Raw genomic sequence first — 26,221 nt, forward strand, 5'->3', positions numbered from 1 at the left:
TGCCACAGTCCCCAGGCGATGGATTGTGCGGGGAGGTGGTGGGTGTGGCGGTGGTGGGCGAGGGCGTCGAGGTAGGCGTTGGCGGCGGCGTAGGCGGCTTGTCCGGGGCTGCCGAGGGTGGCGGCGGAGGAGGAGAACAGGACGAACGCGGCCAGGTCGTGGTGTCGGGTGGCGTGGTGCAGGTGGCGGGCGGTGGTGGCCTTGGCGTGCCAGACCCGGCGGAGTTGGTCGGGGGTGAGGGTGGTGAGGGTCGCGTCGTCCAGCACTGCGGCGGTATGGATCACTGCCGTCAGGTTGAGGTCGTGGACCAGGTCGGTGACGGTGGCCGGGTCGGTCAGGTCGGCCGCGACGATCTGGACCTGCGCGCCCAGGTCGGTGAGTTTGGTCTTCAGGGTGTCGGCGCCGGGGGCGTTGGGGCCGCGGCGGCTGACCAGGAGGAGGTGTTTGGCGCCCCAGGTGCGGGCCAGGTGTTCGGCGACCAGGCCGCCGAGGGTGCCGGTGCCGCCGGTGATCAGAACCGTCCCCTCCGGATCGAGCGGGGCCGGGACGTCCAGGACCAGCTTGCCGGTGTGACGCGCCTGGCTCAGATGACGCATCGCCTCACGGGCCCGCGACAGCGGCCACGACCGCACCGGCAACGGACGCAGCGCATCCGACTCGAACAACGCGCCCAGCTCCGCGAACATCTCCCGGATCCGGTCGGGCCCCGCGTCGGTGACCAGGTCATAGACGCGATAGTCGATCTTCGGGTACCGCTCGGGGTCGCGGATGTCGGTCTTGCCCATCTCCAGGAACCGTCCGCCCTCACCGAGCAGCCGAACCGAGGCATCGACGAACTCCCCCGCCAAACTGTTCAACACCACATCCACACCCCGGTCCCGCATCACGCTCTCGAAACCGAGATCACGGGACGAGGCACGATCGGCCTCAGCGATCCCCATCTCCGCCAGCACACCGTGCTTGGCAGGACTCGCCGTCGCGAGGATCTCCGCCCCGAGATGCCGCGCGATCTGCACCGCCGCCATCCCCACACCACCGGCCGCGGCGTGGATCAGGACCGTCTCACCCGCACTCAGCCCGGCCAGATCCACCAGCCCGTACCACGCGGTCAAGAAGGACACCGGTGCCGCAGCGGCCTCCCTGAGGTTCCAGCCGTCCGGCACCGGCGCGAGCAGCCTGGCGTCCGTCACGGCGACCGGGCCGAACGCGCCCGGGAACAAGCCCATCACCCGGTCACCCGGACGCAGGCCCGGCACGTCCGGTGCGGTCTCCATGACCACGCCCGCCCCCTCGCCGCCGATGCCGACCTGTCCCGGCACCATGCCGAGGGCGACGAGCGTGTCCCGGAAAGTGAGTCCCGCCGCCGATACCGCGACCCGCACCTGCCCCGGCGCCAAGGGCTCCAGGACCTCGGGGCACTCCACGACCGAGACGTCGTCCAGGGTTCCGCCGTCGCCCGCCACGTCGAGCCGCCAGCCCGGCTTCGCGACCGGGAGGCGGAGGTCGGGCCCGTCGACGTCCGTCAGGCGCGGGACCAGGACGCTGCCCTCCCGCACGGCCGTCTGGGGTTCGCCCACCGCCAGCGCGAGGCCCACGGAGCCGAGGTCGTCGGACGGGTCGAGATCGACGAGGAGGAACCGGTCCGGGTGCTCGACCTGCGCGCTGCGGACCAGGCCCCAGACCGGCCCGCCGGACGAGGACGGCGCGCCGGCGTCGATCTGGCCCCTGGTCACCAGCGCCAGCCGCGAATCGGCGAACCGGGAGTCGTCCAGCCAGCGGCGCAGCAGTTCCAGGACCCGTTCCACCGTCGCCAGCCCGGCGTCCTCGTCGCCCTCGTCGGGGACCTCCACGACGGCGACGTCTGGAACCGGCCCTTCGTGGTCGTCCTCGAAGGCGGCCCAGTCGACGGGCTCCGCCGTCGCCGCGGCCGGTGCCCAGCGCAGGCCGAAGAGGCCGCGTTCGGGAACCGTCCGGAACCGGCTCAGCTGCTCCAGGTCCACTGGACGCGTCTCCACCGACTCGACGGCCAGGACCGGCCGGCCCGCCGGGTCGGCCATCGTCACCCGCAGGCCCCGCCGATCGCCGCCGCCGAGCGTGGACAGCCGGACCCGGACGGCCGTGGCCCCGGTCGCCCAGAGCGACACACCGCTCCACACGAACGGCAGCCACACCTCGCCCGGCTCGGCGGTGAGCAACGCGGGGTGCAGCGCGGCGTCGAGGAGGGCGGGGTGGATCCCGTGGGGGCCGTGCTCGTCGTCGGGCAGGACGACCTCGGCCAGCAGGTCGTCCCCGTCCCGCCAGACGGCCCGGACGCCCTGGAAGACCGGCCCGTACTCGTATCCCGCCGCGGCCGCCCGCTCGTAGAGGGCGCCCGCGTCCACGGGCTCCGCACCCGGCGGAGGCCAGGCGCCCTCCGGTTCGGGCTCCGGCGCGGCGTCGGGGGCCAGGACGCCGACCGCATGGCATTCCCAGGCGTCCGTCTCCCCTGGGCTTGAGTGCACCCGGACTTCGCGGCGGCCGTCCTCTCCGGGCGCACCGGCCACGACCTGGATCCGCAGGCCGCCCGACTCGGGCACGGCGAGCGGTTTTTGGAGCGCGAGTTCGTCGACTCCCGCGCAGCCCACCTCGTCGGCGGCCCTGAGCGCCCATTCCACCAGCGCCGCTCCGGGCACCAGCGGGACGCCGGTCACCACGTGCTCGGAGAGCCAGCCGCCGCCGGCCAGGCGGCCCGAGAGGAGCACGCCGCCGTCGGCCAGCCGCACCGCCTGGAGATCGTCGCTGTTCCCGGCGGTCACCCAGTACCGGCCGCCCTGGAAGGCGTAGGTGGGCAGGTCGGCGGTGCGCCCGTCCTCGAACCAGGCGGACCAGTCGACGTCCGCGCCGGCGGCGAACGCCTCTCCCATCGACCGCGCCACCCGGTCGAGTCCGCCCTCGTTCCGCCTCAGCGTTCCGACCGCCCTGGCCGGTTCGCCGGTCTCCTCGATCCCGACCGTGAGGACGGGGTGCGGGCTCGACTCGACGAACACCGCGTGGCCGTCGGCGAGCAGGCGGCGGACGGCGTCGGCGAACCGCACCGGCCGCCGCAGGTTCGTCACCCAGTACTCGGCGTCCAGCGCCGTGGTGTCGATCCGCTCGCCGGTCACCGTGGAGTAGAAGCCGACGCGGGACGCGGCGGGCCGGATCCCGGCGAGCAGGGCCGTGACCTCGTCGGCGATCCGGTCGACCTGCGGGCCGTGCGAGGCGTAGTCGACGTCGATGAGCCGGGCCCGCAGGCCCTCGGCCTCGCACTCCGCCACCAGCGCCGCGACCCGCTCGGGCGGCCCGGACACCACCGTCGAATCAGGGCCGTTCACGGCGGCGACCACGACGCCCGCGCCGCCCTCGATCCGCCGGGACGCCTCGTCCTCGCCGATGCCGAGGGAAGCCATGGCGCCGTCGCCCGACAGCGCGCGCAGCGCCCGGCTCCGCAGCGCCACGACCTTCGCGGCGTCCTCAAGCGACAGCGCGCCCGCCACGCACGCGGCCGCGATCTCGCCCTGCGAATGCCCGACCACGGCGTCCGGCGTGACCCCGTACTCGGCCCAGACCGCCGCGAGCGACACCATGACCGCCCACAGCACCGGCTGGACGACGTCCACCCGGTCCAGCTCGGCGGACCCTCCCAGCACCTCGGTCAGCGACCAGTCCACGTGCGGGGCGAGAGCCCGCTCGCACTCCGCGATCCGCGCGGCGAAGACCGGCGACTCGGCGAGCAGCCGCTCCCCCATTCCGGGCCACTGCGAGCCCTGCCCCGGGAACACCAGCGCGATCTTCGCTTCGGGCGGCGCGGACGTTCCCGGGTCCACCAGTGCCGGATGGGCCTCGCCCCGCGCCAGGGCCGCCAGTCCGGCCAGCGACTCGGCGCGGCCCTCGCCGACGACGACGGCGCGGTGTTCGAACACGGCCCGCGTGGTGGCGAGCGACCGTCCGACGTCGGACGCGGTCAGCGCCGGGTCCGCCGCGACGAACTCCGCCAGCGCCTCCGCCTGGGCGCGCAGCGCCTCGGCGCTCCGTCCCGACACCGCCCACGGCGCCGCACCACCGGACGAACCCGCCGCGTCCGGCGGCTCGGGCGCCTCATCAGGAGCCTGCTCCACGATCAGGTGCGCGTTCGTCCCGGAGGCGCCGAACGAGGAGACGCCCGCCCGGCGGGGGCGGTCGTCCGGCGTCCACTCCCTCGGCTCGGTCAGGAGGCTCACGCCGCCGGACGACCAGTCCACGTGCGGTGTCGGCTCGTCGATGTGCAGCGACGCGGGCAGCACCCCGTGCCGCATCGCCAGCACCATCTTCATCACGCCGGCCACGCCCGCCGCCGCCTGCGTGTGCCCGAGGTTCGACTTCACCGAGCCCAGCCACAGGGGCCGGTCGCGGTTCTGGCCGTAGGCGGCGAGGAGGGCCTGGGCCTCGATCGGGTCGCCGAGGGTCGTCCCGGTGCCGTGCGCCTCCACCGCGTCGACCTGGTCGCCGGTCAGCCCCGCGCTCGCCAGCGCCTGGCCGATGACGCGCTGCTGGGACGGCCCGTTCGGCGCCGTCAGGCCGTTGCTCGCACCGTCCTGGTTCACGGCCGAACCCCTGATCACCCCCAGGACCCGCCGGTTGTTGCGGCGCGCGTCGGAGAGGCGTTCCAGCAGGACGAGCCCGGCGCCCTCGCTCCACCCGGTCCCGTCGGCGGCCGCCGCGAACGGCTTGCACCGCCCGTCCGGGGCCAGCCCGCGCTGCCGCGAGAACTCCGTGAAGACCTGGGGCGTGGCCATGACGGTGACGCCGCCCGCCAGCGCGAGCGTGCACTCGCCCTGGCGGAGCGCCTGGCACGCCAGATGCATGGCGACGAGGGACGAGGAGCACGCGGTGTCCACGGTGACGGCCGGGCCTTCGAGCCCGAACGTGTACGCCACCCGTCCCGACACGACGCTGCCCGAGCCGCCCATCATCGAGTAGCCCTCGACCTCCGCGCCGATGCCGTAGTCGTGGTACATCACGCCCGCGTAGACGCCGGTGCGGCTGGTCTTCAGCGTGCCCGGGTCGATGCCCGCCCGCTCGAACAGCTCCCACGACACCTCCAGCAGCAACCGCTGCTGCGGGTCCATCGCCAGCGCCTCACGCGGACTGATCCCGAAGAACCCCGCGTCGAACACGTCCGCGTCATGCAGGAAACCGCCCTCACGGGCATAACTCGTCCCGGGGTGGTCGGGGTCGGGGTGGAACAGGCCGTCCAGGTCCCATCCCCGGTTCACCGGGAACGGGCCGATCGAGTCCCGGCCCGAGGCCACGAGGTCCCAGAGCCGCTCCGGCGACGTCACGCCGCCGGGGTAGCGGCAGGCCATCGCGACGATGGCGATCGGATCGCCGTCGTCGACCGGCGCGGGCGCCCGCTCGGCCGGCCTGGCGGCGGCGGACGGCCCGCTCCCGCCGGTGAGCCGCTCGCACACCAGCGCGGCCAGCTCGCGCGGCGTCGGGTGGTCGAACACCAGCGTGGCGGGGAGGCGCAGGCCGCTGGCCGCCGACAGCCGGTTCCGCATCGCGAGCGCGGTCAGCGAGTCGAAGCCCAGGTCCTTGAAGCTGACGTCCGCCCGGATCCCGGACGGCGAGCCGTGCCCGAGGACGGCGGCCGCGCACTCCCGGACGACGTCCAGCACCGGTTCGAGGCGGTCGGCGGGGTCCAGGCCCGCGAGTCGCGCGCCGAGGCCGGAGCCGTCCGCGGCCGCGGCGGCGGCCCGGCGCCGCGCGGGGCGGGCGAGCCCGCGCAGCGGCGCCGGAACCTCGGCCGCGGGGACCGTGGCAGTGTCGATCCCCGCGGCGACCAGGCACGGCCGCTCCGATCGGAGGGCCGCGTCGAACAGGGCGAGTCCGTCGGCGTCGTCCAGGGGCCGCAGGCCCATCGCGGCGAAGCGCGCGAGGTCGCGGTCGTCGAGATGCCGGGTCAGGCCGCTGGTCCGCGTCCAGAGCCCCCACGCGATGGAGTGCGCGGGGAGGCCGTCCGCGCGCCGCCGGGCGGCGAGCGCGTCGCAGTAGGCGTTGGCCGCCGCGTAGCCCGCCTGCCCGGCGCTCCCCAGCACGCCCGCGGACGAGGAGAACAGCGCGAACAGCCTCAGGTCGAGATCGCGGGTCAGCAGGTCGAGGTTCCGCGCCCCCGCCGCCTTCGGCTCCCAGACGCGCCGCAGCCGGTCGGCGTCCCAGGAGGCGAGGACGGCGTCGTCCACCGTCCCGGCCGCGTGCACGACCCCGGTCAGCGGACGGTCGGCCGGTATCCGCGCCAGGACGCCGGACAGCGCGTCCAGGTCGGCGACGTCGGCGGCCGCGAAGTCGGCGTACGCTCCCAGTTCGGCGAGCCGGTCGCGCAGGGCCCCGGCGCCCGGCGCGCGGGCGCCGCTGCGCGACAGCAGCAGCAGCCGCCGGACGCCGTACTCGCGCACGAGGTGCTCGGCGAGCAGGGCGCCGAGGACGCCCGTCCCGCCCGTGATCAGGACGGTTCCCGAGCCGTCCCACACCGGTTCCGCGGCGGCCGCGGTGGTCGCGGTGGTCCGCACGAGCCTGGGCGCCAGGACGCGGCCGTCGCGCACCGCGAGCTGGGGTTCGCCGGTCCCGGCGACGAGCGCCCGCACGCCGTCGAGGTTCTCCCCCGGCGCGAGGTCGACCAGGACCAACCGGCCGGGGTTCTCCGTTTGGGCGCTGCGGACCAGGCCCCAGACCGCCGCGCCCGCGGGGTCGCCGTCCATGGCGCCCCGGGTGACCACGACGAGCTTGGAGTCGTCGGCGTCCGCGTCCTCCAGCCACTCCTTGGCCAGGTCGAGGACGCGCTCCACCTGCTCCAGGGCCTCGTCGCCGCCGGTCTCCACGACGACCAGGGCGGCGTCTTCCGGCGCGCCGGGCTGGACGGGGACCCAGTCCAGCGCGAACAGGTCCCGTGGCGTTCGCAGCCTGCCCGGCTCGGCGGGACGCGTCACGACCGAGTCGGCGGTCAGGACGGGCGCCCCATCGGCGTCCGCCACCGTGACCCGCACCTCGTGTGGCGCGAGCGCGGTCAGCCGCACCCTGACCGTGGTGGCCCCGGTCGCCCAGAGTCCGACGCCCGTCCACGCGAACGGCAGCCACAGCCGGTCGCCGGCGTCCCGCTCCGCCGTCAGCAGCACGGGATGCAGCGCGGCGTCAAGGAGGGCGGGATGTATCCCGAAGCCGCCGGGTTCGCCGTCCGGCAGGACGACCTCGGCGAACAGGTCGTCCCCGTCCCGCCAGGCCGCCCGGACGCCCTGGAACGCGGGCCCGTACGCGTATCCCGCCCCGGCGGCCCGCTCGTAGAGGCCGTCCACCGGGAGCGGGCGGGCGCCCGGCGGGGGCCACTGCCCCGGCTCGGGCCCGGGCTCCGGCATGCGGGGGGCGAGGACGCCCTCCGCGTGGCACGCCCACGCGTCCCCGTCCTCGCGCCGCGAGTGCACCCGGACGTCGCGGCGCCCGCCGTCGTCGGCCGCGTCGACCGTCACCCGGACCTGGAGGCCGCCCGCGCCGGGCACGGCCAGCGGCGCCTGGATCGCGAGCTCCTCGATCCCCGCGCAGCCCGTCTCGTCGGCGGCCCGCAGCACCCACTCCACAAGTCCCGCTCCCGGGACGAGGACCGTACCGCCGACGACGTGGTCGCCCAGCCATCCGCCGCCGCCCGCCGCCGGGAGCCGTCCGGTGAGGACCAGCCCGCCGTCGGGCAGGGCCACGGCGGCGGTGAGGAGGTCGTGCTCGACCGGCCGCTGCCCGGCCGCGCGCACATCACCCTTGGCACGGACGGACACCGCCCGGAACCGCTCACGCTGGAAGCTGTAGGTGGGCAGGTCGACGATCTGCTCGCCCGCGCCCTCGAACCAGGCCGACCAGTCGACGCCGGCCCCGGCGGTGAACGCCTCCCCCACCGACCGCGCCACCCGGGCGAGGCCGCCCTCGTCCCGCCGGAGTGTGGGCACCGTCGCCGCGGAGACCCCGGCCTCCTCGAAGACCTCCTCCAGCCCGACCGACAGCACCGGATGCGGGCTCGACTCGGCGAACACCCGATGCCCGTCGGCGAGGAGCGAGGCGACGGCGTCGGCGAACCGCACCGGCCGGCGCAGGTTCGTCACCCAGTACTCGGCGTCCAGTCCCGAGGTGTCCATGCGCTCGCCGGTCACCGTGGAGTAGAACCCCATCGTCGAAGCGACCGGCTGGACGCCGGCGAGGAGGGACGTGACCTCGTCGGTGATCCGGTCGACCTGCGGGCCGTGCGAGGCGTAGTCGACGTCGATGAGCCGGGCCCGCAGGCCCTCGGCCTCGCACTCGGCCACCAGCTCGGCCAGCCGCCCGGGCGGGCCCGAGACCACCGTCGACCCCGGGCCGTTCACCGCGGCCACGACCACGCCCGCGCGGCCCCGGACCCGCCGCGACGCCTCGTCCTCGCCGACGCCGAGAGCCGCCATCGCGCCCTGCCCCGACAGCGCGCGCAGCGCCCGGCTCCGCAGCGCCACGACCTTCGCGGCGTCCTCAAGCGACAGCGCGCCCGCCACGCACGCGGCCGCGATCTCGCCCTGCGAATGCCCGACCACGGCGTCCGGGACGACCCCGAACGACCGCCACACCTCGGCCAGCGACACCATCACGGCCCACAGGACGGGCTGGACGACGTCCACCCGGTCCAGGTCGGCGGACCCCCGCAGCATCCCGGTCAGCGACCAGTCCACATGCGGTGCCAGGGCCCGCTCGCACTCGGCGATCCGCGCCGCGAACACCGGCGACTCGGCGAGCAGCCGCTCCCCCATCCCGGCCCACTGCGAACCCTGGCCGGGGAAGACCAGGACGGTCCCCGTGCCGGGCGCCGCCGCCTGCGGGAGCGGCTCGTCCGCGGCGAGGGCGCGCAACCCCGCCAGCAGCTCGTCGCGGTCCTCGCCGAAGACCACGGCGCGGTGCTCGAAGACCGCGCGCGCGGTGATCAGCGAACGGCCCACCTCGGGCGCGGTCAGCGCCGGGTCCGCCTCGGCGAACTCGGCCAGCGCCCCGGCCTGGGCGCGCAGCGCCTCGGCGCTCCGCGCCGACACCACCCACGGCGCCACGCCGAAGGACGGCCGCACCTCACCCGAGCCCGGCGCCCCATCGGGGGCCTGCTCCACGATCAGGTGCGCGTTCGTCCCCGAGGCGCCGAACGAGGAGACCGCCGCGCGGCGGGGGCGGTCGTCCGCCTCGGGCCAGCCGGTCCGCTCCGTCAGCAGGCTCACGCCGCCGGACGACCAGTCCACGTGCGGCGTCGGCTCGTCGATGTGCAGCGACGCGGGCAGCACCCCGTGCCGCATCGCCAGCACCATCTTCATCAACCCCGCCACGCCCGCCGCCGCCTGCGTGTGCCCGAGGTTCGACTTCACCGAGCCCAGCCGCAGAGGACGATCGCTGGGGCGATCCCTGCCGTAGGTGGCGATCAGGGCCTCGGCCTCGATCGGGTCGCCGAGGGTCGTCCCGGTGCCGTGCGCCTCCACCGCGTCGATCTGGTCGCCGGTCAGCCCCGCGCTCGCCAGCGCCTGGCCGATGACGCGCTGCTGGGACGGCCCGTTCGGCGCCGTCAGGCCGTTGCTCGCACCGTCCTGGTTGATCGCCGAACCCCTGATCAGCGCCAGCACGCGGTGGCCGTTGCGCTCCGCGTCCGACAGCCGCTCCAGCAGGACGAGCCCGGCGCCCTCGCTCCACCCTGTGCCGTCGGCGGTGGCCGCGAACGGCTTGCACCGCCCGTCCGGCGCCAGCCCGCGCTGCCGCGAGAACTCCGTGAACATGCCCGTCGTGCCCATGACCGTCACGCCGCCCGCGACGGCGAGCGGCGTCTCGCCGTCGCGGAGCGCCTGGCAGGCCAGGTGCACGGCCACCAGGGACGACGAGCACGCCGTGTCGACGGTCATCGCCGGGCCCTCCAGGCCGAACGCGAACGCCAGCCGTCCGGACAGGACGCTCGGCGCGTTGCCCGTGCCGAGATGCCCCTCGATCTCCGGGGGCAGCGACTCCGGGAGCAATCCGAAGCCCGTCTCGGCCGTGCCGACGTAGACGCCCGCGGCGGTCCCCTTCAGCGTGCCCGGGTCGATGCCCGCCCGCTCGAACAGCTCCCACGACACCTCCAGCAGCAACCGCTGCTGCGGGTCCATCGCCAGCGCCTCACGCGGACTGATCCCGAAGAACCCCGCGTCGAACAGATCCGCGTCATGCAGGAAACCGCCCTCACGGGCATAGCTCGTCCCGGGGTGGTCGGGGTCGGGGTGGAACAGGCGCTCCAGGTCCCATCCCCGGTTCGCCGGGAACGGGCCGATCGCGTCCCGGCCCGAGGCGACCAGGTCCCAGAGACCCTCGGGCGACGTCACGCCGCCGGGGTAGCGGCAGGCCATGCCGACGACGGCGACGGGCTCCTGCCGCCGTCCCTCGGATTCGTGCAGCCGCCTGCGCGTCTCGTGCAGTTCGGCGGCGACCCGCTTGAGGTAGTCGACCAGTTCTTCTTCGCTCGCCATGCGGTGTCACCCGGCCTTCAGGACACATCGAGTTCGTCGTCGATCAGGCGCAGGACCTCGTCGGCCGTCGCCGACCGCAGCTTCTCCGCCACCCCGCCGCCGCCGTCGTCGGGCGCGGCGCGGCTCGCCTTCCAGGTCGCCAGCAGCGTCTCCAGCCGCGCGGTGACGCGGCCTGCCTCCGCCTCCTCTAGCGCGGCGCCGGCCAGCGTGCTCTCCAGCCTTTCCAGCTCGTCGAGGAGCGGCGGGACGCCGTTCCCGTCCCCGTTCCGCATGCCGGCGGACAGCTCCTCGCGGAGATGCTCCGCCAGCGGCGCCGGGGCGGGGTAGTCGAAGACGACCGCCGCGGGCAGCCGGAGCCCCGTCGCCGCCGAGAGACGGTTGCGGAGTTCGACGGCGGTGAGCGAGTCGAAGCCGAGTTCCTTGAACGAGCCGTCCGCCAGCACGGGATCCGTCGAGTCGTGGCCCAGGACGGCGGCCGCGCTGGCCCGGACGAGGTTGAGCAGCGTCCGGTGCCGCTCCCCCGCCGGGACGGCGGCGAGCCGGGCCCGGAGGTCGTCCGGGCCGGTGTCCGCCGCCGCGGCCGTCCGCTTCGGCGGCGCGGCACCGTTGCCCAGGGCCTGGGGGCCGAGGTCGGCCGCCACGAGGTACGCGCGGCCGTGCCGGTGCGCGGCATCGAGGAGGGCCAGGGCGTGCTCGGTGGCGAGGGCCTTGACGCCGCTGCGCCGCATCCGGGCCAGGTCGGCCTCGCCGAGGTTCTCCGTCATGGCGCTGGGCTGCTCCCAGGGCCCCCACGCTATGGACTGCGCGGGCAGCCCCTCGGCGCGGCGATGGACGGCGAGCGCGTCCAGGTACGCGTTCGCCGCCGCGTAGTTGGCCTGGCCCGGGCTGCCGAGCGTCGCCGACGCGGACGAGAACATCACGAACGTGCCGACGGGGAGGTGACGTGTGGCGACGTGGAGGTTGTGAGCGCTCGCGGCCTTGGCCTCCCAGACCCTGCGGAGCTGGCCGGGCGTCATCGAGGTGACGGTCGCATCGTCGAGGACCCCGGCGGTGTGGATGACCGCGGTGAGGTTGAGGTCGTGGACCAGGTCGGTGACGGTGGCCGGGTCGGTGAGGTCGGCCGCGACGATCTGGACGTGCGCGCCGAGGTCGGTGAGGGTGGTCTTCAGGGTGTCGGCGCCGGGGGCGTGGGGGCCGCGGCGGCTGACCAGGAGGAGGTGTTTGGCGCCCCAGGTGCGGGCCAGGTGTTCGGCGATCAGGCCGCCCAGGGTGCCGGTGCCGCCGGTGATCAGAACCGTCCCCTCCGGATCGAGAGGCGCCGGGACGTCCAGGACCAGCTTGCCGGTGTGACGCGCCTGGCTCAGATGACGCATCGCCTCACGGGCCCGCGACAGCGGCCACGACCGCACCGGCAAAGGACGCAGCGCACCCGACTCGAACAACGCGCCCAGCTCGGACAGCATCTCGCCGACACGGTCCGGACCGGCGTCCGTCAGGAGGTCGTAGGCCCGGTAGTCGATCTTCGAGTACCGCTCGGGGTCACGGATGTCGGTCTTGCCCATCTCCAGGAACCGTCCGCCCTCACCGAGCAGCCGGACCGAGGCGTCGACGAACTCCCCCGCCAAACTGTTCAACACCACATCCACACCCCGGCCGCTCATGGCCGCCTCGAAACCCAGGTCGCGAGACGAGGCACGATCGGCCTCAGCGATCCCCATCTCCGCCAGCACACCGTGCTTGGCAGGACTCGCCGTCGCCAGGACCTCCGCCCCCAGATGCCGCGCGATCTGCACCGCCGCCATCCCCACACCACCGGCCGCGGCGTGGATCAGGACCGTCTCACCCGCACTCAGCCCGGCCAGATCCACCAGCCCGTACCACGCGGTCAAGAACACCACCGGCGCTGCCGCCGCCTGCTGGATCGTCCAGCCGTCCGGCACCCGCGCGAGCAGCCTGGCGTCCGTCACGGCGACCGGGCCGAACGCGCCCGAGAACAGGCCCATCACCCGGTCGCCCGGACGCAGGCGCGTGACGTCCGGTGCGGTCTCCATGACCACGCCCGCCCCCTCGCCGCCGATACCGGCCTGGCTGGGGACCATGCCGAGGGCGACGAGCGTGTCCCGGAAGTTGAGACCGGCCGCCGATACCGCGACCCGCACCTGCCCCGGCTCCAAGGGCTCCAGGACCTCGGGGCACTCCACGACCGAGATCCCGTCCAGGGTCCCGGCCTCCGCGACGTCCAACCGCCACCCGGCCCTGGCCGACGGGATCGGGAGCGCGCCGCCTCGCACCGGGGACAGCCGCGGAACGAGCACCTCACCGTCCCGGACGGCCATCTGGGGTGCGCCCACTTCCAGGGCTCGCGCCAGATCGTCGCCGTTCCCCTCGCCGTCCAGGTCGACCAGGACGAACCGGTCCGGGTCCTCCGACTGGGCGCTGCGCACCAGGCCCCAGAGCGCGGCGGCGTCCGGGACGCGGCCATCGGTCGCACCCCGCGTGACGACCACCATCCGGCCTTCCGACGCTTGGATCAGGCCCAGCAGCTCTTCCGTCGTGGACGGCTCGACGATCTCCCAGCCGTCCCCGAGGCGCCGACCCGGTGCCGCCGGAACCCAGTCGAGGCTGAACAGCCCGCGTGGCTCACGGGCGGCCTCGGGCTCGTCGGCGGAAGCCGAGCGCATCGCCAGCGACTCGACACCGAGCACAGGCGCGCCCGTCGGGTCGGCGACCGTGACCCGCACGCCGCGCTCGTCCGGCGCGAGGCGGACCCGCACGCTGGACGCGCCGGTCGCCCAGAGCGTCAGGCCGTTCCACGCGAACGGCAGCCACAGCCCGTCCGAGCGGTCCATGAGCAGCGTCGGGTGCAGGGCCGCGTCCAGCAGCGCCGGATGGATACCGAACTCCTTCGGATCACCGGCGGCGCCGGGCAGCACCACCTCGGCCAGCAGCTCGTCGCCGTGCCGCCACACCGCCCGCAGACCCTGGAACGCGGACCCGTACTCGTAGCCCGACTCCGCCGCCCGCTCGTAGAACCCGGTCAGGTCCACAGGCTCCGCACCCGGCGGAGGCCACTGCCCCGGCAGTCCCTCCCCGCTGGGCGCGTGAGTGCTCAGCGCGCCCTCCGCATTGCACACCCACGCTTCGTCGTCCGCCGCACGAGAGTGCAGCCGCAGCGCCCGCCGCCCGTCATCGTCCGGGGCGTCGGCCACCACCTGAACCTGTACGGCGCCGCCCTGCTCCGGGACGACGATCGGCGCACGCAGAACCAGCTCCTCGACCGCCGCGCACCCGGCCTCGTCCGCCACCCGGAGGGCCCACTCCGCAAGCGCCGACCCCGGCGCCATGACCGTCCCGCCGACGACATGCTCCGCCGCCAGGCCATCGTCCAGGCGCCCGGTCATGACCAGCCCGCCGTCCGCCAGGCGCACAACCTCACCAACACTCGCGAACGTCCTCGGCCAGTAGCGCTGGTGTTGGAAGGGGTAGGTGGGCAGGTCGGTGGTGGTGTGGGTGGTTGTGGGGAGGTGGTGGGTCCAGTTGATGGGCGTGCCGGTGCTGTGCAGGTGGCCCAGGGCGTGGAGATAGGCGTCGGTGTCGGACCGTTTGCTGGTGAGGGCGCTGATGGTGGTGGGCTGGTCCAGGGTGTGCTGGACGGCGGTGCACAGGACGGGATCGGAGCCCAGTTCCAGGAAGGTGGGGTTGGGGTCGGTGTGGGTGAGGGCGTGGTGGAACTGGACCGGTTGCCGGACCTGCCGCACCCAATAGTCAGGCGTGGCGATGTCGCTTGTCGCGGGCTGCCCCGTGAGCGTGCTGATCAGCGGAATGGCCGGAGGGCGGTACGCCAGATCGCCGATGGCGGTTTCGAAGTCGTCGAGGATGGGGTCCATGAGTGGGCTGTGGAAGGCGTGGCTGGTGGTGAGGGTTCGGGTTTTGCGTCCTTGCTGGGCCCAGTGGGTGGTGAGGGTGGTGATGTGGGGTGCGGGTCCGGAGATGACGGTGGTGGTGGGGGTGTTGTGCGCGGCGATGCTGACCTGGTCGGGCAGTCCGGGGGGCTGAGTGAGCTCGTCGGGGGTGGCGTGGATGGTGGCCATCGCTCCACCGTCGGGCAGGGCGCCCATCAGGGTGGCGCGGGCGGCGACCAGCCGGCACGCATCCGACAGATCCAGGACGCCGGCGATGTGCGCGGCGGTGACCTCTCCGATCGAGTGCCCGATCACCACGTCCGGGTGCAGCCCGTGCTCGTGCAGCAGCCGGGCCAGCGCGGTCTGCAGGGCGAACAGTCCGGCTTGGGCGTAGGTGGTGTGATCCAGCAACCCGCCCGGCTCACCCTCGAACACCACCTGCTTGAGCGGGTGTTCGGGCAGGTACGGGTCCAGCAGCGCACAGACCTGGTCGAAGGCGGCGGCGAAAACCGGATACCGCTCATACAGCCCGGCGCCCATCCCGGCGCGCTGGCTGCCCTGCCCGGGAAACAACCACACCAAGGGCCCAGTGCTCGCGGCCGGGGCGTCGGGTGCCTCGGTTAGCTCGGCCAGCCCGGTGCGGAGTTGTTGGTGGGTGCGGCCGAACACGACAGCGCGATGCTCGAACGTCGCGCGAGTTTCCACCAAGGCCCGTGCGACACCGGCGATGTCGGGGGCGTCCAGGTCGGCCAACGCGCCGGCCTGATCGCGCAATGCTTGAGGGGTGCGGGCCGACAGCACCCACGGCACCGGACCATCCGGCTCAACCGGCGCGACCGGCTCGGGGGCGGGCGCCGACTCCAGCACCACATGGGCGTTGGTGCCGGAGACTCCGAAGGATGACACGGCCGCTCGGCGAGGACGGTCGGTGTCCGGCCAGTCGATTTGCTCGGTCAGCAGGTGAACCGTGCCTGACGACCAGTCGACGTGGGGGCTGGGTTCGTCGACGTGGAGGGTGGTGGGCAGGCGGCCGTGGCGCATCGCCATGACCATCTTGATCACGCCCGCGATCCCGGCCGCGGCCTGCGTATGACCGATGTTGGACTTGATCGAGCCGAGCCAGAGGGGTCGGTCATCGGGGCGATCTTGACCGTACGTCGCCAGAAGGGCCTGCGCCTCGATCGGGTCGCCCAGCGTGGTGCCGGTGCCGTGCGCCTCGACCGCGTCCACATCGGACGGTGACAGGCGCGCGTTCGCCAACGCCTGGCGGATCACGCGTTGCTGGGACGGGCCGTTGGGAGCCGTCAGCCCGTTGGAGGCACCGTCCTGGTTGACCGCCGAGCCCCGCACGACGGCCAGCACCCGGTGGCCGTTGCGTCGCGCGTCCGACAACCGTTCCAGCAGGACGAGCCCCACGCCCTCGGAGAAGCCCGCGCCGTCCGCCGCTGCCGCGAAGGGCTTGCAGCGTCCGTCGGGAGCCAGCATCTGCTGGCGGACGAACTCGGCCATCGGCTCGGCGGTCGCCGCGACGGTGACGCCGCCCGCCAGCGCGAGCGTGCACTCGCCCTGGCGGAGCGCCTGGGACGCCAGGTGCAAGGTGACCAGGGACGATGAGCACGCCGTGTCCACGCTCACCGCCGGGCCTTCCAACCCGAACGTGTACGCCACCCGCCCGGAGACGACGCTGCCCGCGCTCCCGGTGGCAAGGCTCCTGCCGTCCGCGTCGGGGCTGTTCTGGAGGAGCGGGCCGTAGTCGTGGTACATGACGCCGGTGAAGACGCCGGTCGGCGTGCCCCGGAGTGAACGCGGGTCGATTCCGGCCCGTTCGATGGTCTCCCAGGCCGTTTCGAGCAGGACCCTCTGCTGCGGGTCCATCAGCAGCGCCTCGCGCGGAGATATCCCGAAGAAGCCCGCGTCGAACCGGTCGGCGTCGAGCAGGAAACCGCCCCTGCGGGCATAGGTCTCCTCGGCGCCGCCGGGGGCCGAGGCGGTCAGCCGGGCGAGGTCCCAGCCCCGGTCGTCCGGGACGGGGCCGATGGCGTCGCCGCCCCGCGCGAGCAGGTCCCACAGCTGTTCGGGGGTGCGGACGTCGCCGGGGAACCGGCAGGCCATCCCGACGATCGCGACCGCGTCGTCGGCGGCGGCGGCGCGGGGGTCCGGGGCGGCGGCGGACGCCGGGGCGCCGAGCATCGCGTCGCGCAGGTGTCCGGCCAGGGCGAGCGGGGTGGGATGGTCGAATATCAGGGTGGCGGGCAGCCGGGCGCCGACGGCCGCGCTCAGCCGGTTGCGCAGCTCGACGCCGGTGAGCGAGTCCAGGCCGAGGTCCTTGAACGCCTGGCCGGGCTGGACGGCGCCGTTCCCCCGGTGGCCGAGCACGGCGGCGACCTCGCCGGTGACGAGTTCCAGCAGCGTCTTGTCGCGGTCGGCGTCCGGCATCGTCCGAAGCCGCTCGGCGAAGGACGCGCCGGCCGTGCCGGGCCGCGCGGCCGGGCGGACGAGGTCGCGCAGCAGGGGCGGCACGTCGTCGGCGGCCCGCGCGAGCCGGACGGGGACGAGCGCCGCGTCGTCCGCCGCGAGCGCGAGGTCGAACAGCTTCAGCCCCTCCCCGGTGGACAGCGGCCGCACGCCGAGCCGCGCCATCCGCCTGAGGTCGCGTGCGCTGAGCCGTCCGGTCAGGCCGGTGCGCTCGGCCCACAGCCCCCAGGCCAGAGACACGCCCGCCAGGCCGGCGGCGCGGCGGTGTTCGGCGAGGGCGTCCAGGAAGGTGCTGGCGGCGGCGTAGTTGCCCTGCCCGGCCGTGCCGAGGACGCCCGCCGCGCCCGAGAAGAGCACGAACATCGGGACGTCGCCCGCCAGCTCGTGCAGGTTGAGCGCCGCGTCGACCTTGGCGCGCATGACCGCGTCGACCTGCTCCCCGGTCAACGACGTGATCGGCGCGTCGTCGACGACTCCGGCGGCGTGCACCACGCCGGCGAGGGGGTGTTCGGCGGGCACGGACGCGAGGACGGCGGCGAGCGCGTCGCGGTCGGCCGCGTCGCAGGCGGCGACGGTGATGTCCGCGCCGGTGTCCGCGAGGTCGTCCGCCGTTCCGCCGCTCCTGCTCACCAGCAGCAGGTGCCGGACGCCGTGCTCGGCGGCCAGGTGCCGGGCGACGAGACGGCCGAGCGTGCCGGTGCCGCCGGTGATCAGCACGGTGCCGTCCGGGTCCGGCCCGGGGGCGTCCTGCGGGAGGTCGGCGACGCGGGTGAGGCGCGGCGCCGCGATGGAGCCCGCGCGGATCATCAGCTGGGGTTCGCCGCTCGCGAGCGCGGCCGGGAGCGCCGCCGGGGTGGCGTCGTCGCCGTCGACGCCGACGAGCACGAACCGTCCGGAGTTCTCGGTCTGCGCGGACCGCACGAGTCCCCACAGCACCGAATCGGCCAGGTCGTCGCCGACGAGGAACACCAGCGTGGACGCTTCGAGCGCGGGTTCCGCCAGCCATTCCCCGAGGAGCGCCAGCGCCCGTGTCGTGACCTCGCGCGCGTCACGTCCCAGGGTGCCGGGGCCGACGAGGACGACGTCGGGGATCGGGTCCCCCGCCGCGACGATGGCGGCGAGGTCCTCATGGGGGCGGGCGGGAAGGCCGTCCGCGGGTCCGATCGCGGCCCAGCGGTCCGTGCTGAGCGGCTCGGCGGGCGGTACGGCGACGGGCTCGATCCTGTGCAGCGACCTTCCGGCGGAGCCGCCGCTCGCGAGCTGCCCGGCGGCGAGGGGGCGGAGCGTCAGCGTCCGCACCGCGCCGACGGGACGTCCTTCGGCGTCGGCGAGCGCGACCGAGTAGGCGGCGGGCCCGGACGGCGTCATCCGGACACGGAGCGCCCTCGGATCACCGGCCGAGACGGAGATCCCGTTCCACGCGAACGGGAGGTGGACCGGCCCGGACTCGTCGGCCGCGAGCAGGCCGCTCTGGAGTGCCGCGTCCAGCAGCGCGGGATGGACGCGGAAGTCGCCGGCGCCGCCGTCCGTCTCGGGCAGCCGCACCTCGGCGAGGATCTCGCCGTTCCGGCGCCAGGCCGCCGTGAGGCCCTGGAACAGGGGGCCGTAGCCGTATCCCCGTTCGGCCAGCCGCGTGTAGAAGCCGCCGAGGTCGACCGGGTCCGCGCCGGGGGGAGGCCAAGCGCTCTCCCCGAATGGCTCCGCGGGCGCGGCGGGGGCGAGGACGCCGTCGGCGTGCCGGGTCCAGGACGAGCCTTCCGACCGGGCGTGCACCGCCAGGGTGCGCCGGCCGGTGTCGTCCGGGCCGTCCACGCTCACCTGCACTTGGACCGCGCCCTCGTCCGGCAGGACGAGCGGGGCGTGCAGCGTCAGCTCCTCGACCAGGCCGCAGCCGACGCGATCGCCGACGCTCACCGCCAGCTCCGCGAACGCGGTGCCGGGGACGACCGTCTCCCCCAGGACGGAGTGGTCGTCCAGCCAGCCGTGCGTCCGTCTGGACAGGCGTCCGGTGAACAGCGTCCCGCCCGTGTCCGCCAGCTCGAACGCGGCGCTCAGCAGCGGATGGTCGTCCGGGACGAGCCCGACGGACGCGGCGTGCCCGGCGTCGGCGTCGGGCTTCGGCAGCCAGAAACGGCTGGTCTGGAACGCGTAGGTCGGAAGGTCGACCTGGTGCGGCCCGGCCTCGGCGAAGAGGGCGGCCCAGTCGACGTCCGCGCCGTGCACGTGGAGTTCCGCCAGCGAGGTGACCATGCGGAGCGGGCCGCCCTCGTCGCGCCGGAGCGAGCCCGCGACGACGGCGTCCGCGCCCTCGGCCGCCGCGGTCTCCTCGATCCCGCCCAGCAGCACCGGATGCGGGCTGACCTCAAGGAACATCCGGTGGCCCGCGTCCAGCAGGCCCCGGACCGCGTCATGGAACCGGACGGGGAGGCGCAGGTTGCGGTACCAGTACGCGGCGTCGGCCTCCGTGCCGTCCTGCCACCCGATGGTCACGGTCGAGTACCAGGGGACGTCGGCGGCGCGCGGGACGATCGGCGCGAGGACGTCGGCCAGGCGCTCCTCGATCGCCTCGACCTGCGTGCCGTGCGACGCGTAGTCGACGGCGATGCGCCGCGCCCGGATCTCCTCCGCCGCGCACCGGTCCAGCAGCGCGTCGAGGGCGGGGACGGGACCGGCTACCACGACGGAGGCGGGCCCGTTGACCACCGCGACGGACAGTCCGGTGCCGAGGCTTTCCAGGATCTCGCGGGTTCGGGCCTCGGGCAGCGACACCGAGACCATCCCACCCCCGCCTGCCAGCGACTCCCTGATCGTCCGGCTTCGCAACGCCACCACCCGGGCGGCGTCCCGCAACGACAACGCACCCGCCACACACGCAGCCGCGATCTCCCCCTGCGAATGACCCACCACCGCCGCCGGAACCACCCCGTACGAACGCCACACCTCCGCCAACGACACCATGACCGCCCACAACACCGGCTGAACCACATCAACACGATCCAGGTCCTTCGAGTCACGCAGAACCTCGGTCAGCGACCAGTCGACGAACTCCCCCAGCGCCGCCTCGCACTCGGCCATCCGCGCCGCGAACACCGGCGAACAATCCAGCAACTCCACCCCCATACCAACCCACTGCGACCCCTGACCGGGAAACACGAACACCACACCCCCGCCAACCGCCTCGCCCCGAACCACGTCTCCGGACGGAAGCCCCTCGGCGACCGCGTCCAACCCGGCGAGCAGCGCCTCCCGGCTCTCCCCCACCACGGCGGCGCGGTGCTCGAACACCGCCCGCGAACTGACCAGCGACCAGCCCACATCCACCGGCGACAACTCCGCACGCCCCCGCACGAACTCCGCCAACCGACCCGCCTGACCCCGCACCCCCACCACACTCCGCGCCGACACCACCCACGGCACCACACCCACCGGCACCACTGCATCAGGCACCGCCACGGGCTCCACGGGTTCCACCGGCTCGGGCTCCGGCTCCGGCGCCTCCTCGACGATCACGTGCGCGTTCGTACCGGAAATACCGAACCCCGACACCCCCGCACGACGCCGACCACCACCACCCGGCCACGCCACCGCCTCCGTCAACAACGACACCCCACCCGACGACCAATCCACATGCCCCGACGGCTCATCCACCCCCAACGTCCGCGGCAACACCCCATGCCGCATCGACTCCACCACCTTGATCACACCCGCCACACCCGCCGCCGCCTGCGTATGCCCGATATTCGACTTCACCGACCCCAACCACAACGGACGCTCCCGCTCCACCCCATACGTCGCCAACAACGCACCCGCCTCAATCGGATCACCCAACCGCGTCCCCGTCCCATGCGCCTCCACCACATCCACATCACCCACCGACAACCGCGCATCCGCCAACGCCTCACGAATCACCCGCTGCTGCGACGGACCGTTCGGCGCCGTCAGCCCGTTGGACGCGCCGTCCTGGTTGATCGCGGAACCGCGCACGACGGCGAGCACGCGGTGGCCGTTGCGCTCGGCGTCCGACAGGCGCTCCACGAGCAGGACGCCGACGCCCTCCGCCAGCCCGAAGCCGTCGGCCGCCGCCGCGAACGGCTTGCACCGGCCGTCGGGCGACAGGGCGCGCTGCCGGGAGAACTCGACCAGCGGGCCGGGCGTCGACATGATCGCGGCGCCGCCCACGAGGGCCATCGAGCACTCGCCGCGCCGCAGCGCCTGCGTCGCCAGGTGCAGCGCGACCAGCGACGACGAGCACGCCGTGTCCACCGTCACCGCCGGGCCCTCCAGCCCGAAGGCGTAGGCGATGCGGCCCGACACCACACTCGGCGCGCCGCCCGTCACGACGTAGCCCTCGACCTCCGGCGGGACGGCGTCCACGCGGGGGAGGTAGTCCTGGGCCAGCGCGCCGACGAAGACGCCCGTCCGGCTGCCGCGCAGCGAGCCCGGTTCGATGCGGGCCCGTTCGAACGCCTCCCAGCAGACCTCGAGCAGCAGCCGCTGCTGCGGGTCCATCGCCAGCGCCTCGCGCGGCGAGATCCCGAAGAACTCGGGGTCGAACTCGGCCGCGTCGTGCAGGAAGCCTCCTTCGCGGACGTAGGTCGTGCCGGGGACGCCCGCGTCGGCGTTGTAGATGGCGGCCAGGTCCCAGCCGCGGTCGTCCGGCGGCGCCGAAACGGTGTCGCGGCCTTCCGCGACCACCTGCCACAGCTCCTCGGGCGACCGCACCCCGCCGGGGAAACGGCAGCTCATCGCCACGATCGCCATCGGCTCCTCGGTGGCCGCCGCCACCGTCACGGGCGCGGCCACGGTCGTCGTGCCCAGCAGCCGCTCCCGGAGGAGGCGCGCGAGGACGGCCGGCGTGGGCTGGTCGAACACGAGCGTCGCGGGCAGGCGGAGCCCGGTGGCCTCCGCCAGGCTGTTGCGGAGCTGGATCGCGGTCAGCGAGTCGAAGCCCGACTCGCGGAACGCGCGGTCCGCCGGGACCGCGTCCGCCGAGTCGTGCCCGAGGACGACGGCGGCCCTGCTCCGCACCGTCTCCACCAGGAGGGCGATCCCGTCGTCCGGGGAGAGGGAGGCGAGCCGCCGCCGAAGCGCCGCCGTGGCGCCGTCGCCGTGCCCCTCGCCGGCGTCGGCCGCGAGGACGCGCGCGGCCTCGGGCAGGTCGGCGATGAGCGGGCTCGGACGGGACAGCGTGAACGACGGGACGAACCGTCCCCAGTCGACGTCGGCGACGATCGCGCAGGGCTCGTCCGCCCCGGCGGCACGGGCGAGCCCGGCCAGCGCCGAGCCCGGGTCCATCGCGGGGAGACCCTGCTCGCGGAGGCGGGCGGCGACGCGGTCGCCCTGCCGCTCGTCGTCGCGGCGGCCCGGCTCGCTGCCCCGCCAGACGCCCCACGCCACCGACGTGGCGGGCAGGCCCCGGGCGCGGCGCCGCCGGGCGAGCGCGTCCAGGTAGGCGTTGGCCGCCCCGTAGGCGCCGTGGTCGCCGCTCCCCCACACGCCCGAGAGGGACGAGAACAGCACGAACGCGTCCAGCGGCTCGCCGTCGAGCAGCTCGTCGAGCAGCGCCGCCCCGGCGACCTTGGGCGCGACGACCCCGGCGAGGTGCTCGGCGGTGCAGTCGGCGAGCGCGGCCAGCTCGATCACGGCGGCCGCGTGCACGACCGCGCGGATCGGGCCGTCGGCGCGGAGACGCTCGACCAGTTCCGTCACCGCCGCCCGGTCGGTGATGTCGCACGCGACGGCGGTGCACCGGGTGCCGTCGGCGGCGAGGTCCGCCACCACGCCCTCGACCCGGGGGGCGTCCGCGCCGCGCCGGCTCACCAGGACGACGTGCTCGGCGCCGTTGCGGGACAGCCAGCGGGCGACGTGCGGGCCGACCGATCCGGACGCGCCGGTCAGCAGCACCGTCCCGCGCGGCATCCAGTCCGTGCCGCCGCCGCTGGACGGCGCGCGCTCCAGCCTGCGGCCGAACAGCCCCGAACGGCGCACCGCCACCTGGTCCTCGGCGGTGCCGGTGAGCGCCCGCGCGAGCAGGTCCAGGTCGCGGTCGTCCGGCTCGCCTGGCAGGTCGATCAGCCCGCCCCAGCGCTCCGGGTACTCCACCGCGGCGGTCCGGCCGAGCCCCCAGGTGAGGGCCCGCGCCGGTTCGGGGACGTCGGTGTCGTCGACCGCGACCGCGCCGCGGGTCACGCACCAGACCCGTCCGGCCGCGTCCGCCTCGTCCAGCGCTCTGATCAGCGAGAGCGTCGCGGTGAGCCCGCGCGGGACGGCGGGGTGCTCCGGGTGGGGTTCCTCGTCCAGCGCCAGGAACGAGACGACGCCCGCGACGTCCCCGACGTCCCCGGTGAGGTCGCCCGGCGTGACGGGCAGCGCGTCGGCGCCGCGTTCGCGGAGGGCGCGTAGCGTCCCGGTGACGAGGTCGTCCTCTTCCCATCCGTCCGGGACGACCACGGCCCAGGTCCCCGCCAGGCCTTCGGACGGCTCGGCCAAAGGCTTCCAGGCGACGCGGTAGCGCCAGGTCGCGAGCGGGTCCCCGCCCACCGCGCCGTCCGTGGGCTCCAGCCAGTAGCGGCGGCGCTGGAAGGCGTGGGTGGGCAGGTCGACGCGGCGCGGACCGGCCGCGGAGAACACCGCCGTCCAGTCGACGGCGACGCCATGGACGTGGGCTTCGGTCAGCGCGGCCAGCATCCGGCGCGGGCCGCCGTCGTCCCGCCGGAGCGTGCCCAGCACGACCGCGCCGCCTGGAAGCGTGTCGATCGTCTCCTGGAGCGGCGGCGTCAGAATCGGATGGGGGCTGATCTCGACGAAGACGCGATGGCCGTCCTCCGCGAGCGCCCGGACGGCGTGCTCGAACCGGACGGTGTTGCGCAGGTTGCCGTACCAGTAGCCGGCGTCGAGCTCGGCGCCGTCGACCCAGCGCGACTCCGCGGTGGAGTACATCGGTATGCGGGGTGTCGCGGGTCGTAGGGGGGCGAGGTCGGCGCGGAGCGTCTCGGCGAGCCGGTCAAGCTCGCTGGAGTGGGCGGTGAAGTCCACGCCCGGGATGCGCCACCGCATGACGCCGCGCGACGCCAGCTCGGTTTCCAGGCCCAGCAGCGCGGTGGCCTCGCCGGACACGACGACCGTGGACGGGCCGTTCACCGCGGCGACGGACAGTCCGGTGCCGAGGCTTTCCAGGATCTCGCGGGTTCGGGCCTCGGGCAGCGACACCGAGACCATCCCACCCCCACCCGCCAGCGACTCCCTGATCGTCCCGCTCCGCAACGCCACCACCCGGGCAGCGTCCCGCAACGACAACGCACCCGCCACACACGCAGCCGCGATCTCCCCCTGCGAATGACCCACCACCGCCGCCGGAACCACACCGAACGAACGCCACACCTCCACCAACGACACCATCACCGCCCACAACACCGGCTGCACCACATCAACACGATCCAGGTCCTCCGAGCCGCGCAGAACCCCGGTCAGCGACCAGTCGACGAACTCCCCCAAAGCCGCTTCACACTCGGCCATCCGCGCCGCGAACACCGGCGAACAATCCAGCAACTCCACCCCCATACCGACCCACTGCGACCCCTGACCGGGAAACACGAACACCACACCCCCGCCAACCGCCTCGCCCCGAACCACATCCCCGGACGGACGCCCCTCGGCCAGCGCGTCCAAACCCGCCAGCAACCCGTCCCGGCCGTTCGCGACAACTGCGGCGCGGTGCTCGAACATCGCCCGCGAGGAGACCAGCGACCAACCCACATCCACCGGCGACAACTCCGCACGCCCCCGCACGAACTCCGCCAACCGACCCGCCTGACCCCGCACCCCCACCACACTCCGCGCCGACACCACCCACGGCACCACACCCACCACCGACCCAGACCCCGACCCGACCTCCACTGGTTCGGGCTCCACCGGCTCCGGCTCCGGCGCTTCCTCGACGATCACGTGCGCGTTCGTCCCGGAAATACCGAACCCCGACACCCCCGCACGACGCCGACCACCACCACCCGGCCACGCCACCGCCTCCGTCAACAACGACACCCCACCCGACGACCAATCCACATGCCCCGACGGCTCATCCACCCCCAACGTCCGCGGCAACACCCCATGCCGCATCGACTCCACCACCTTGATCACACCCGCCACACCCGCCGCCGCCTGCGTATGCCCGATATTCGACTTCACCGACCCCAACCACAACGGACGCTCCCGCTCCACCCCATACGTCGCCAACAACGCACCCGCCTCAATCGGATCACCCAACCGCGTCCCCGTCCCATGCGCCTCCACCACATCCACATCACCCACCGACAACCGCGCATCCGCCAACGCCTCACGAATCACCCGCTGCTGGGCCGTGCCGTTGGGCGCGGTCAGCTGGCTGCTCTTGCCGTCCTGGTTCACCGCGCTGCCCCGGATCAGGCCGTGCACGCGGTGGCCGAGGCGCCGCGCGTCCGAGAGGCGTTCCAGGACGAGCATCCCGGCGCCCTCGCCCCATCCGGTGCCGTCGGCGGCGGCCGCGAACGGCTTGCAGCGGCCGTCGGGCGACAGGGCCCGCTGCCGGGAGAACTCCACGAACATGCCGGGGGTGGACATCACCGTCACGCCGCCCGCGAGCGCCGTCGAGCACTCGCCGTCCCGCAGGGCCCGGCAGGCCAGGTGCAGCGCCACCAGCGACGACGAGCAGGCGGTGTCGACGGTGATCGCCGGGCCCTCGAAACCGAACGTGTACGCCACCCGGCCGGACGCCACGCTGGGCGTCGTCCCGGTGAGCACGTAGCCCTCCAGATCGCCGCCCGACGGGCGGCCGAGCCCGGGCGGGTAGTCCTGGGCGATGACGCCCGCGAACACGCCCGTCCGGCTGCCGCGCAGGTCGGCGGGGACGATGCCGCCGTCCTCAAGCGCCTCCCAGCAGACCTCGAGCAGGAGCCGCTGCTGCGGGTCCATCGCCAGCGCCTCGCGCGGCGGAATCCCGAAGAACTCCGCGTCGAACTCCGGCGCCGAGTGCAGGAACCCGCCCTCGCGCGCGTAGGTCCGGCCGAGGCGGCCGGAGTCGGGGTCGGGATCGTAGAGCGCCCGCACGTCCCATCCCCGGTCCGCGGGGAATTCGCCGATCGCGTCCCGCTCGCCCGCCACCAGGTCCCACAGCCCGGCGGGGGACTCGACGTCGCCGGGGAACCGGCAGCCGATGCCGACGATCGCGATCGGCTCGCTCCGCGCCTCGCCCGCCTCCCGCAGTTCCCGGCGCGCCTGGTGGAGCTCGGCCGTGACGCGGTTGAGGTAGTCGCGCAGCCTGTCTTCCATCGTCATGCGTCG

2 protein-coding genes are annotated in these 26,221 nt (G+C 74.5%); both read right to left on the bottom strand.

Features of this window, described 5'->3' with window-relative positions:
* A partial coding sequence (locus tag ACH34T_RS12085; protein ID WP_395992143.1) for an SDR family NAD(P)-dependent oxidoreductase occupies positions 1 to 10,529 on the bottom strand: 10,529 nt, incomplete at its 3' end.
* Between the two features lie 17 nt (positions 10,530 to 10,546).
* Complete coding sequence (locus tag ACH34T_RS12090) at positions 10,547 to 26,215, bottom strand: SDR family NAD(P)-dependent oxidoreductase (RefSeq protein WP_395992144.1); 15,669 nt, start codon at positions 26,213 to 26,215, stop codon at positions 10,547 to 10,549.
* Positions 26,216 to 26,221: the final 6 nt, after the last annotated feature.

It is taken from the genome of Actinomadura sp. 9N215 (assembly GCF_044326345.1).
Taxonomy (GTDB): Bacteria; Actinomycetota; Actinomycetes; order Streptosporangiales; family Streptosporangiaceae; genus Spirillospora.

What these genes read in the sequence shown, in the direction of transcription:
- ACH34T_RS12090 (WP_395992144.1), bottom strand. Translation starts at nt 26,215, where the DNA reads ATGACGATGGAAGACAGGCTGCGCGACTACCTCAACCGCGTCACGGCC.